This is a genomic window from Ruegeria sp. TASC047, from assembly GCF_059612445.1.
This window is the reverse complement of sequence record NZ_JBXWQP010000029.1, coordinates 395,609-407,400: the sequence shown is the minus strand read 5'-3', so window position 1 is coordinate 407,400 and position 11,792 is coordinate 395,609. Positions and strand designations below refer to the sequence as shown.

15 protein-coding genes and 1 tRNA gene are annotated in these 11,792 nt (G+C 56.5%); 12 read left to right on the top strand and 4 right to left on the bottom strand.

Annotation, left to right across the window (positions count from 1 at the left end; all coding sequences use genetic code 11):
• The first annotated feature begins 120 nt into the window (after window positions 1-120).
• From secG to AC2FLO_RS09805, 4 genes are all read left to right on the top strand, one after another.
• The gene (secG, locus tag AC2FLO_RS09820) at window positions 121-480 is read left to right on the top strand and encodes a preprotein translocase subunit SecG (RefSeq protein ID WP_267365950.1); all 360 of its coding nucleotides are present in this window, start codon (window positions 121-123) and stop codon (window positions 478-480) included.
• Window positions 481-640: 160 nt separating this feature from the next.
• On the top strand, window positions 641-2,284 hold the full coding sequence (gene pyrG / locus AC2FLO_RS09815; RefSeq protein WP_267365949.1) for a CTP synthase: 1,644 nt from the start codon (window positions 641-643) through the stop codon (window positions 2,282-2,284).
• Window positions 2,285-2,396: 112 nt separating this feature from the next.
• Window positions 2,397-2,879: a bacterioferritin gene (locus AC2FLO_RS09810; RefSeq protein WP_496752946.1), complete on the top strand. Its 483-nt coding sequence runs from the start codon at window positions 2,397-2,399 to the stop codon at window positions 2,877-2,879.
• Between the two features lie 160 nt (window positions 2,880-3,039).
• Entirely contained in the window at window positions 3,040-3,810 is a 771-nt protein-coding gene (locus AC2FLO_RS09805; RefSeq protein WP_496752947.1) for an isocitrate lyase/PEP mutase family protein, read from the top strand.
• Between the two features lie 161 nt (window positions 3,811-3,971).
• Here AC2FLO_RS09805 and AC2FLO_RS09800 read toward each other — a convergent pair whose 3' ends face one another.
• Window positions 3,972-4,976: a methyltransferase domain-containing protein gene (locus AC2FLO_RS09800; protein WP_496752948.1), complete on the bottom strand. Its 1,005-nt coding sequence runs from the start codon at window positions 4,974-4,976 to the stop codon at window positions 3,972-3,974.
• A 126-nt stretch (window positions 4,977-5,102) separates the two neighbouring features.
• Between AC2FLO_RS09800 and AC2FLO_RS09795 the strand changes: the two genes are divergently transcribed.
• The 7 genes from AC2FLO_RS09795 (at window position 5,103) to AC2FLO_RS09765 (ending at window position 10,310) form a co-directional block, all read left to right on the top strand.
• Window positions 5,103-5,552 carry a tellurite resistance TerB family protein gene (locus AC2FLO_RS09795; protein ID WP_480583530.1) on the top strand — a complete coding sequence of 150 codons (450 nt, stop codon included), beginning with the start codon at window positions 5,103-5,105 and terminating at the stop codon, window positions 5,550-5,552.
• 20 nt (window positions 5,553-5,572) lie between these two features.
• Entirely contained in the window at window positions 5,573-6,010 is a 438-nt protein-coding gene (locus tag AC2FLO_RS09790; RefSeq protein ID WP_480583528.1) for a tellurite resistance TerB family protein, read from the top strand.
• Window positions 6,007-6,756 carry a phosphate/phosphite/phosphonate ABC transporter substrate-binding protein gene (locus tag AC2FLO_RS09785; protein ID WP_480481552.1) on the top strand — a complete coding sequence of 250 codons (750 nt, stop codon included), beginning with the start codon at window positions 6,007-6,009 and terminating at the stop codon, window positions 6,754-6,756. Before AC2FLO_RS09790 ends, AC2FLO_RS09785 begins: the two co-directional genes overlap by 4 nt.
• 128 nt (window positions 6,757-6,884) lie before the next feature.
• The gene (locus tag AC2FLO_RS09780; protein ID WP_267365283.1) at window positions 6,885-7,661 is read left to right on the top strand and encodes an ABC transporter ATP-binding protein; all 777 of its coding nucleotides are present in this window, start codon (window positions 6,885-6,887) and stop codon (window positions 7,659-7,661) included.
• Between the two features lie 34 nt (window positions 7,662-7,695).
• Window positions 7,696-8,445: a transporter substrate-binding domain-containing protein gene (locus tag AC2FLO_RS09775; RefSeq protein WP_267365285.1), complete on the top strand. Its 750-nt coding sequence runs from the start codon at window positions 7,696-7,698 to the stop codon at window positions 8,443-8,445.
• A 79-nt stretch (window positions 8,446-8,524) separates the two neighbouring features.
• Entirely contained in the window at window positions 8,525-9,412 is an 888-nt protein-coding gene (locus AC2FLO_RS09770) for an ABC transporter permease (RefSeq protein ID WP_480481688.1), read from the top strand.
• A 91-nt stretch (window positions 9,413-9,503) separates the two neighbouring features.
• Window positions 9,504-10,310 carry an ABC transporter permease gene (locus AC2FLO_RS09765; protein ID WP_209595834.1) on the top strand — a complete coding sequence of 269 codons (807 nt, stop codon included), beginning with the start codon at window positions 9,504-9,506 and terminating at the stop codon, window positions 10,308-10,310.
• Window positions 10,311-10,403: 93 nt separating this feature from the next.
• Here AC2FLO_RS09765 and AC2FLO_RS09760 read toward each other — a convergent pair.
• Window positions 10,404-10,480 (bottom strand) — tRNA-His (locus tag AC2FLO_RS09760).
• 48 nt (window positions 10,481-10,528) lie between these two features.
• Window positions 10,529-11,011: a GNAT family N-acetyltransferase gene (locus AC2FLO_RS09755; protein ID WP_496752949.1), complete on the bottom strand. Its 483-nt coding sequence runs from the start codon at window positions 11,009-11,011 to the stop codon at window positions 10,529-10,531.
• Window positions 11,012-11,088: 77 nt separating this feature from the next.
• On the opposite strand from AC2FLO_RS09755, the gene AC2FLO_RS09750 reads away from it, so the two are divergent.
• A complete protein-coding gene (locus AC2FLO_RS09750; protein WP_117869403.1) occupies window positions 11,089-11,277 on the top strand; it encodes a DUF6324 family protein in 189 nt (62 codons plus the stop codon).
• Window positions 11,278-11,281: 4 nt separating this feature from the next.
• On the opposite strand, the gene AC2FLO_RS09745 is transcribed toward AC2FLO_RS09750, so the two are convergent.
• Entirely contained in the window at window positions 11,282-11,713 is a 432-nt protein-coding gene (locus AC2FLO_RS09745; protein WP_480481559.1) for an MmcB family DNA repair protein, read from the bottom strand.
• Window positions 11,714-11,792 lie beyond the last annotated feature (79 nt).

Genomic DNA, 11,792 nt, shown 5'->3' with positions numbered 1-11,792 from the left:
TGTCCAGTCCCTTTGACGTGATGGGATACATCAAAGAAGTTGATGCCAACTCCTGACTTGCCCCCGCTGGCAAACTTGCATAAGTACCACGCGATACACGCCACGCTGTACAGGACCACCATGGAAAACGTCGTTCTCATCATCCATCTTCTTCTGGCTCTGGGCCTGATCGCCGTTGTCCTGATGCAGCGGTCCGAAGGCGGCGGCCTGGGTATGGGTGGTGGCGGTGCCATGGCTGGTCGCGCAGCAGCGACGGCATTGGGCAAGGTGACTTGGATTCTGGCGGCCTGTTTCATCGTCACCTCGATCACGCTGACCATTCTTGCGGCTCAGAAATCTTCGGGCAGCTCGGTAATCGATCGTCTGGGTGTTCCAGCGCCAGCTTCGACAGAAGAAAGCACACCGGCGATTCCGTCGGTTGATGATCTTCTGCCGCCGGCGCAGGACGACAACGCGCCACTGATCCCACAGGCGGATTGATCCACAAAACCTAGAAACCTGAAAGAGGACTGCAACAGCATCTTGCGGTTCTCTTGCGCTTTTGGCGCGAATCCTTTATATGTGAAGTCCCGTGATGCAGCGGTTTTTCGGAACCGTCGGGCAGCTGATTTTGACGTCTCACGGGAGCAGCCGAAAAACTATGGCACGTTTTATTTTCATCACCGGTGGTGTGGTTTCGTCCTTGGGCAAAGGGCTGGCTTCGGCAGCATTGGGCGCATTGTTGCAAGCCCGCGGTTATTCGGTGCGTCTGCGCAAGCTGGACCCCTATCTGAACGTCGATCCCGGTACGATGTCGCCCTTTGAGCATGGCGAAGTGTTTGTCACCGATGATGGTGCCGAGACCGATCTGGACCTTGGCCACTACGAACGGTTCACCGGAGTCGCGGCACGCAAGACCGACTCGGTCAGTTCCGGGCGGATCTATTCGAACGTGCTCGAGAAAGAACGCCGTGGCGATTACCTTGGCAAGACCATTCAGGTGATCCCGCACGTCACAAATGAGATCAAGGATTTCATCGCCATCGGCGAGGATGAGGTTGATTTCATGCTGTGTGAGATTGGCGGCACTGTGGGCGATATCGAAGGCCTGCCCTTCTTTGAAGCCATCCGTCAGTTCAGTCAGGACAAACCGCGCGGCCAGTGTATCTTTATGCATCTGACGTTGCTGCCCTACATCAAAGCGTCGGGTGAGTTGAAAACCAAGCCGACCCAGCACTCGGTGAAAGAACTGCGTTCGATCGGTCTGGCCCCCGATATTCTGGTCTGCCGGTCCGAAGGGCCGATCCCGACCAAGGAACGGGAAAAACTGGCCCTGTTCTGTAACGTGCGTCCGGACAGCGTGATCGCAGCGCAGGACCTGTCGACCATCTACGACGCCCCGCTGGCCTATCACCGCGAAGGTCTGGATCAGGCGGTTCTGGACGCGTTCCAGATCAGCCCCGCCCCCAAGCCCGATCTGGCCAAATGGGAAGATGTGAGCGACCGCATCCACAACGCCGAAGGCGAAGTGAAAGTGGCAATTGTTGGCAAATATACGCAGCTTGAAGACGCCTATAAGTCGATTGCTGAGGCGCTGACCCATGGCGGTATGGCCAACCGCGTGAAGGTCAAGATCGAGTGGGTGGATGCCGAGGTTTTCGATACCGAAGACGCGGCCCCGTATCTGGAAGGCTTCCACGCCATCCTCGTCCCCGGTGGGTTTGGCGAGCGTGGCACCGAAGGCAAGATCAAGGCGGCACAATATGCGCGCGAGCACAAGGTTCCCTATCTGGGCATTTGTCTTGGCATGCAGATGGCGGTGATCGAGGCTGCGCGGAACGCTGCGGGAATCGCCGAAGCCGGGTCCGAGGAATTCGACCATGAGGCCGGGAAGAAACGGTTTGAACCGGTGGTCTATCACCTCAAGGAGTGGGTACAGGGCAACCACAAGGTCGAGCGCAAGGTCGGCGACGACAAGGGCGGCACAATGCGCCTTGGGGCTTACAACGCAGTATTGGCGGATGGATCCAAAGTGTCCGAGGTTTATGGCGGCACGCAGATCGAGGAACGGCACCGCCACCGCTATGAAGTGGACATCAAGTATCGCGACAAGCTTGAAAAAGCGGGCCTGAAGTTTTCGGGCATGTCCCCGGACGGTCGTCTGCCCGAAATCGTGGAATGGGCGGATCATCCTTGGTTCATCGGCGTTCAGTACCACCCGGAACTGAAGTCCAAGCCGTTTGACCCACATCCGCTGTTTCGCGAATTTGTGCGGGCCGCAAAAGACACCTCGCGCCTAGTCTAATCTCTGACTGTGTCGGACTGTCACCCCACGTTGTTTCGTGCGGACTGACCTCTTAACTGTGTGGAGAGGCAGGTTTTCTGCTTTTGCATTTCACGGTTTCAGGAGATTTCCGATGAGCAACGCAACAACGATCACCAACCTTCAGCAAGCGCTTCATATGGAGCTTACTGCCGCGCACCAATACCAGTTGCACGCGCACGTACTGGACGACTGGGGCCTTGATATTCTGGCCGAGAAAATGCGGGGCGAGATGCAGGAAGAGCTGGTGCATTCTGACGCCTTTATCGAACGTATCCTGTTTCTGGGTGGAACCCCCGAGCTTGCGTTTCAGAAAAGCCCGGCCGCAGCGGGCACACTGGAAGAAATGTTCGTGTCTGATCTCAAAGACGAGAGTGAGGCCGTCGACTTCTACACCAATGCAGCGCAACAGGCGGCCGAAGTTGGTGATGTTGGTTCGCGTACACTGTTCGAACGCATCCTGATGGAAGAAGAAGGTCATAAAGCCTGGCTAGAGACACAGCTGAGCCTTCTGCAACGTCTGGGCGAATCTGCGTTTAGCGCGAAATTCGTCTCTGGCGCTGCGGGCGAAGCCTGAGACCTTGGTTTCAAACCGGTGGATGTCACAGGTGCTTTGCGCAGTTGACGCATTCTGTGCCTGTGCCGTCACCTCAAAGTGACCTGTCTGGGTGCAAAAACTCTGGCCGGGTCATTTTCGCAGCGTTAGCTGTAGGATACGTGACAACAGGAGAGTTCCGATGACCAGCCAGTCCCAGAAAGCCGTGACCTTTACCAGCCTTCACAAGAAGGGCGATCCTGTCATTCTGTTCAATATCTGGGACGCTGGCAGCGCTGGCGCCGTTCGGGACGCCGGTGCCCAGGCCATCGCGACCGGCAGTGCCCCTGTTGCGATGGCGCAGGGCTATGGCGACGGGCAGAACATTCCACTTGAGGCCGCGTTGGACAATGCACGTCGTATCGTTGCGGCGGTTGATCTGCCGGTAACACTGGATTTCGAGGGTGCTTATGCCGAAGACCCGCAAGGGATCGGGCAAAACGTTTGGCGCGCGCTGGACTGCGGTGTTGTCGGGTTCAACTTTGAAGACCAGATCATAGGTGGCGACGGTCTCTACGATATCGCCACTCAGGCCAAACGCGTTGAAGCGATGTGCGACGCTTGCGCGCGCGCAAGCATTCCCGCCTATGTCAATGCGCGCACAGATATCTTCCTGAAGGCCGCTGCGGACACCCATGACGACGCGATGCTGGATGAGGCCATTGCCCGTGCCAATGCCTATGCTGACGCAGGCGCCAGTGGATTCTTTGCACCCGGGCTAAAGAACGAAGCCCTGATCGCCCGGCTTTGCGAATCCACCACGTTGCCGGTCAATATCATCGCTCTGCCCGGCACGCCGGATACGGCCACTCTGGCAAAGCTCGGGGTCGCGCGGATCAGCTACGGTCCGGTCCCCTATCGCCAAATGCTGGCCTGGTTGCAGAACGCAGCCAAAGAGGCCCTGACCCGGTAAACGTCTCAAAAACCTCACCAAGGCCATTTCTCCGGATTCTGAGTGACCTGGGTGTCAATCTATCTTCAAAGTTGGTTAGGGTTTTCATTGAATAACCCCGACCAACTAAACCGATCAAGAAACCGGAATCCCCGTAAACCCTGACGAGTCGAAAGATAACGCTATGGTTTTGAACGCCTTTTTTTAAGGCGCCGATAATTCAGCTCCCTTAGAATCCGACCTATTCTTGAGCCCTTCAATTGAGATCGTTTACCACCCGAAGGCGGCGTATGCTTTCCTTGAACTGAACCAAACCGTGTTTCACGCCAGCCCTGATCCTTCCAGACCCGGTGCAAAAGCTCCAACCGAACATCTGCGTAATCTTCGGCAATCATGACCTGCACTTCATGCGCTGGCTTACGCATCACGACCATGAATTCGATACCCATGGGTTCCTGCACGTCTTCGATTTGCAAAGATGACAAGCCCAGGTATTGGCAGTCTTGCAGCATCAAGCGCAGTGAACTGGGTGTCATCACAGTGCAATGAGCATCCTGATAAGGAGACTCTGGCGTTGTTTGCTGCCACTGTTCCCACAAAACAGTGGGATCAAATTGCAGTCTGTGAAGTTCAGGTGGTGTATTGTGGTTAACAGGCTTGAACACCGCTCCGCAAGTCTCGCGAGAGAGAACGTAACGCGAGTCAAAAACCTGCTTTTCTGTCGGTTTCTTTCGATCTTCCCGGTAGGCTTCAAGCCATTCTGACGTAGTTGTCGGGGGGCGGAAATGGTCGAAACATAACCGCCCATCCGGCACGATCATGATCAAGCGCCCCCCTGGCTTCAGTAGCGCCTCACAAGCCTGAAGAAATTTGATCGGATTCGGCAGATGTTCAAAATTATGGGAACTATATATATAATCAAAACTGCCATGTTCGTCCTTTGGCACAACTGAACCCAACTCGGTGGCGCTGCCGACGAAGTCTATCTCCTCGATAAGGCCGTAACTATCGGGGTTAATTGTGTCATTTCTCTCCGCCGACGCCAATAGTTCTTGCGCGGTCAGCACGTCTGCTATTTTGACATTGTAGCCTTCAGCTTTCGAAACGAGCGGATTGAACCAAGGTGCGATTTCCAGCCCCTTGTCTGACTTACTGATCCCCATTGCGGCAGGTAAACGCGGTATCACGTAAATTTCCTTTCAAATGCAACTTTATCGTGCGCAGCTCTGATTCAGCGTGGGACATACGCCATACTATAGCAAGACCGGCATTTCGTGCTTGGCCGATCACGACCTGTCGTCTAGGTGTTTGTTATGTTGAAAAGGTTCTTTAAGGCGCTCAGACCGCCTCATCATGAACAATTGCCGGACCCGGATGCAGAACTTGCTCTGGGTGCTCTGATGGTGCGCGTCGCGCAGGCAGATCGCGATTATAAGCTGGAAGAGATCAGTCTGATCGACAAGATACTGGCCCGTCTTTACCAGCATAACGCGATTGAGGCGGCCAAGGTTCGGGCCACCTGCGAAAAGCTTCATGCTGCGGCACCGGAAACTGATACGTTCGGCAAACTGATCCGGGAAACCACGGACCTGAAAGAGCGGCTGGCAGCCCTTGACGCGTTGTGGGAAATCGTTCTGGCGGATGGCAGTTCGGACGAGGGCGAGATAAAGATCGTCGAAGAAGCCCGCATATCCATGGGCCTGAGCTATAATGACAGTCAGGCATCGCGCGAGCGCGTCCAAAGCCGCTTGGATGTGAGTTAAGCGCCCGCTATATCTTACCCATGTTCAGCGACTTTCTTTCCAAGCTCACACAGCCCAAGCCCGACCCGCTTGTCGAAGATGATGCCCGCCTGGCCCTGACGGCCCTGCTGGTGCGTCTGGCACGATCTGACAACGATTATTCTGATTCCGAGATGGCGCGCATCGACCGCATCTCGGCTGAACGATACGGTTTGTCCCCGTTCGAAAGCGCGGCTTTGCGCGCCCGTGCCGAAGACCTTGAGGCCGAGGCCCCCGACACGGTCCGTTTTACCCGCGCCATCAAGGAAGCAGTCGCTTATGAAAACCGGCTGGCGGTGGTTCAGGCGCTGTGGTCGGTGGCCCTGGCTGATGGCCACCGTACGGGTGAGGAGGACTCGCTGCTGCGTCTGGTTGTCAGCCTGCTAGGGGTCAGCGACGTGGATTCGGCTTTGGCCCGGCAAAAGGCCGCTAAATCTTGATAGCCATGCTTGGCATGTATGACATGCCCGAGGTTCAGGCCGCCAATGATCGGTTCTGGGGGTTGATTCGTGCGCATTTGGGATGCGGGCCAGAACAGCTGACCCGAGACACCGATGTTTGGCAGGTCTGGCTTGATCCCGAACTGGTGCTGGCGCAGACCTGTGGAATGCCCTATCGCACACGCTTGCATGGTCGGGTTCAACTGGTGGGCACCCCGGATTACGGCCTGCCCGGTTGTCCTGCCGGGCATTATTGCTCGGTCTTTGTGGCGCGGCGCGACGACAACCGCACGCTGGCGGGCATGACTGACGGTATCTTCGCGTATAACGAAGCGCTGTCTCAATCCGGCTGGGCAGCACCGATCACGCATCTATCCCGGGAGAACCTAAATCCTGCGTCGTTGTTGGAAACAGGCGGTCACGCGCTGTCAGCGCAGGCGGTCTCGGACGGGAAGGCAGATTTCGCCGCGCTGGATGCATTGACCTGGATGATGTTGCAGGAACATACCGATCTGGGCAAAAGCCTGCGCGAATTGGCAAAAACCTCTCCTACACCAACCCTGCCCTATATTACTGGACCCGACCAAAACGCGGATCTGGTCGCAGACGCAGTTCGAACAGCAATAGTCGGCCTTGCCGAACACGACCGCAAAACGCTGCATATTCAGGGGCTGATCGACATCCCGGCGGAGGAGTACCTGTCCGTACCGACCCCGCCACCGCCATGCGCACAGCGGATAATCTGATGACCAAATTGTCCGGTGCATTTGGTCATTTTGGCTGTTTCCGACCCTGAATTTGCGAATTGCGCATTGCATTGAGCAAAATTTTCGGCCCTATTACCGCACCAACACCACAAACTACTGGACTGCCCGTGACAGAAATCGCTCCCGTCATCGAAATCAAAAACCTTCACAAAAGCTTCGGCAATCTGGAAGTGTTGAAGGGGGTGGATATCACAGCGCATGGCGGCGACGTGGTCTCGCTGATCGGGTCGTCGGGGTCAGGAAAATCAACTTTGCTGCGCTGCTGCAATCTGTTGGAAGACAGCCAGCAAGGTGAAATTCTGTTCAAAGGCGAACCTGTCAAATGGTCGGGCGATAGCCATGGGCGCCGCCCCGCGGACCCCAAGCAGGTTCTGCGCATCCGCACCAACCTGTCGATGGTGTTTCAGCAGTTCAATCTGTGGGCGCATATGACCATCCTGCAAAATGTGATGGAAGCCCCCGTGACCGTTCTGGGCCGCGACAAGGCCGAAGTGGAAGACAGCGCGCGCAAATACCTTGAGAAAGTAGGGATTGGCGACAAATGCGACGCCTATCCGGCACAATTGTCCGGCGGTCAGCAACAGCGTGCCGCGATCGCGCGGGGGCTGTGCATGGAACCGCAGGCGCTGTTGTTCGACGAACCGACCTCGGCGCTGGATCCCGAACTGGAACAGGAAGTGATCAAGGTGATCAAGGATCTGGCCGCAGAAGGGCGCACCATGATCATCGTGACCCATGACATGAAAATGGCGGCAGATATCTCGAGCCACGTGGTATTTCTTCATCAGGGCCTGATCGAGGAAGAAGGTTTGCCCGAAGATATCTTTACGTCACCCGAATCCGAACGGCTTCGGGGCTTTCTCTCCGCTACTCAAGCGGCTTAACTTCAAGAACAGAACCAAAACTGGGGAGTAACCAATGAAAAACCTGATTCTGTCCACTGCAGCCCTGGCGCTGACTGCTGGTATCGCGATGGCCGACACGGTCCGCATGGGCACCGAGGGCGCCTACCCTCCGTACAACTTCATCAACGATGCAGGTGAAATCGACGGGTTCGAACGTGAAGTCGGCGACGAGCTGTGCAAACGCGCTAACCTGGAGTGTGAATGGGTCAAGAACGACTGGGACTCGATCATTCCGAATCTGGTCTCGGGCAACTACGACACCATCATCGCCGGTATGTCGATCACAGCCGAACGTGATGAGGTCATCGACTTTACCCAAGACTATTACCCGCCGACCGCTTCGGCCTATGTCGCGACCTCTGACTCGGCAGACGTAACCGGCGGTGTCGTTGCTGCGCAAACCGCCACGATCCAGGCGGGCCACGTTGCCGAATCTGGTGCAACCCTGGTCGAATTCGCGACCCCGGAAGAAACTATTGCAGCCGTCCGTAACGGCGAAGCCGATGCCGTTCTGGCCGACCGCGACTATCTGGTGCCGTTGGTCGAGGAATCGGGCGGTGAGCTGGTCTTTATCGGCGATCCGGTTCCGCTGGGCGGTGGCGTCGGCATGGGCCTGCGTGAAAGCGACGGTGAACTGCGCGGCAAGTTCGACGAAGCCATCACTTCGATGAAAGCTGACGGCACGCTGAACGAGATGCTGATCAAGTGGTTCGGTGAAGGCACCGCCACATACGGTACTGACGGTTCGGTCGTCACCAACTAAGACCTGACCAATCCCGGTCCGGTGCTTTGGCGCCGGGCCGCTTCCGGCCTAGCCGGAACAGACGTTGGAAAGACGCCATATGTTCTCGTACTGCGCTGATCCTGACACGCTGGGCACGTTCCGCTGGTTTTCATGCTACCTGACCAATGGCGTCCACTGGTCGTTCTACCTGTCTTTCATCAAGGTTTTGGCCTTGCTGGCTGTGACCGCCCCTGTCGCTCTTGGCTTCGGGTTTGCAGGTGCCATGGCGGCGCGCTCGCATTTCCCCCCGCTCAGCTGGCTGGGCAAAGGGTATATCGCGATTGTGCGCGGCGTGCCCGACATTGCGTTTTTCCTGTTCTTCGTCATCGCGTTGGATCAGGCGTTTGAGTGGACGCGGCATAAGATATTGTGCCCGGACTGGACCGACCCAATCCGCCAGGGCAATGACTTCCTCGTTTGTCAGGCCGCCAAGCTGCCACTCGGAACCGCGCCTGAATGGGTGCATGAAACCTATGGGTTTTTCCTTGCGGTCATCACCTTCTCTATCGTTTTTGGCGCCTTTGCGGCCAATGTCCTGTTCGGCGGAATGCGCGCCGTACCACATGCGCAACTGGAAACGGCCGAAGCTTATGGCATGAATCGCCGCCAGACCTTCTGGAAAATCCTCGTACCTCAGATGTGGGTTTACGCGCTGCCCGGCCTGTCCAATCTGTGGATGGTGCTGATCAAGGCGACACCCCTGCTCTTCCTGCTGGGCGTCGAAGATATCGTGTATTGGGCGCGCGAACTGGGCGGCACCAAAACCTCGAAATTCACGCAATACCCGCATGGCGACTGGCGCATGTGGTATTTCCTGTTCCTGCTGATCTTCTACCTTGGCATGACCCGTTTCTCGGAACTTGGGCTTGAAAAACTGATGCGGCGATTGTCCCACGGACAGGCCACTTCCGGCGGAGAGCTTCTGCGCAAGGAGACCACGGCATGATGATCCGCGTTCAAGACCGCAACAGGGTGCCGCACGCGATTGCACAGCAATCTCTCTCGCGCCCGCAATCTCCTTTCCAAGGAGCCCGATCATGAGCTGCATCCAGACCATTCAGGATTACGGCCTGCGGTCGCTTGGCTTTGGCGAACGCCTGCTGCCCAAGACCGATTTCACCCTGTGCGAACAGTTCACCCTGATCGGCTCGGGCATGATCTGGAACATCTATTTCGGCGTCATGGCGCTGGCGACCGGGTTCTTTCTGGCCACCGCGCTGGCCGTCGGCAAAGCCTCGACCAACAAATGGCTGCGCAAACCTGCCGAATGGTTCATCTTTCTGTTCCGGGGCTCGCCTCTCTTTATCCAGTTCTTCTTTGCTTATTTCTTCTTCCTGTCGCTGAAGAAAACATATCCGATGTTCGACGCCTTCACCTCGGCCTGGCTGGGGGCGCTGATCGTGCTGTTCCTGAACACCGCAGCCTATTCGGGTGAGATTTTTTACGGTGCCCTGCGCTCGATCCCCAAGGGAGATATCGAAGCGGCAGATGCCTATGGCATGTCCGGCTGGTCGCGGTTTCGGCGGATCGTCTGGCCCACCATGCTGCGTCTGGCCTGGCCGGCCTATACGAACGAAGCGATCTTTCTGTTCCACGCCACCACGCTGGTCTTCTTCTCGGCCTTTCCGGCCTGGCAGCAGCGTGGCGACGCGCTCTATTACGCCAGCTATTTCGCGGACAAAACGTTCAACCCCTTCATCCCCTATCCAATTCTGGCGTTCTATTTCATCCTGCTAACATTGGTGATTGTCGGGGGATTCGGCCTGATCAACAAACGACTGAACCGCCACCTGCCCACCGCTAAACGGGCAAAAATGCGGTTCAAACTGAACCTGGCGCGCTAAAGGACGGCGCGCCGCAAATTCCGGCGTTCAAGCCTACACTACGCTTGTAATACGCTTGGTGATGCGAACACGGACAGTCGATTTGGGGGGGAATGGTACCGCCTCCCTGGCTTGAACAGGGGACCTCTGGATCCACAATCCAGCGCTCTAACCAACTGAGCTAAGGCGGCACTTTGTGAGGGGCGATGTACCGAACGCGCCGGGGGAATGCAAGAGGATTAAAGCCGAATTCTCCAGCTTTGTTTGACAAGATCGACGCCAAAGGAATGCACCGGTTTGCTGTCGATCAGTTCCCAGCCAAACGCCCTGTAAAGCGCGCAGGCAGCCGTATGACTTTCATGGGTCCACAAAACCATTTCCCGATATCCAGCCTCGCGTGCGAAGTCTGTACAGGCCTGTAACAGCCGTTTTCCCAACCCAAGTCCGCGTGCTTCGGGGACAAGCAGGAAGAGGCGCAGTTTGGCGGTTGTCAGGTCAACACGCACGCAGAAAATGCTACCCAATCTTTGCCCAGCCCGTTCAGCAATCCAGCCTTTTTCAAAGGACGGGTCATTGTCGGCAATGAACTCCTCAAGGATGCGCGCAACCAATGGAGCAAAGCTGTCATCAAATCCTTCGTCGCACGCATAGAGCAACCCGTGCTGTTCAACTAGCCACGCGGCATCATCGGGGCGAAACGTTCTGAGAACCACTTTATCCATGTCTTATCTGACCGCAAAGGTGACTTGATTCTCAACCCCGTGCGCGCTAGCACGAACGCTCAGTCTCGGAGGCACAGATGGGCATCAATACCGAACGCGATATTCAGGCCAACCTGCAAATCGGCCCGACCGATCAGGGGATGGTACGCTTGTTCATCGAAGCCGACGGCATCGAAATTCCGATGGATTTCGACCCGGAAGAAGCCGAAGAAATCGCCGACGAGATACGCGCCGCGATACAGGCCGCCCTCGCCGTCAAAGGCTGAGCTTTTACAAGCGCGGATCGCGCAGCGCATGCAGACGGCGTGCTGCATCTGTTGCAAATTTCTGGATCATCTTCTTGCGCCGCGCCGGAGCAAGCTTGTCCTCGGGCGCCATGCGCACGATCTCGGCATCATAGGCGTCGGCAATAATCAATCCTGTTTCGTCAGGTAACAGATCGGTCGGAAACTCGGTATCCACGGCCCAGAAGAATCGGTCACACCATTCCAGATAGCCCTGCCATTTGGCATCCGATTGATAATCGGCACGGCTGGATTTGCATTCGATAACCCAAAGCTCACCTTTGGGACCCAGCCCCATCACATCGACACGCAGACCACGTGCCGGAACGAATTCTTCAACAGAAACAAAACCATGCGCGGCAAGGTGGCGTGCGACGCCACGCGCGAGCTTCTGTCCGGGCTGCAAATCTAACAACATACCCTAAATGTGAACAATTGGTGAACAAAAGTAAAGTGCTGCATCGCGCTTGACATGATACCATTGGGTATCGCATTAA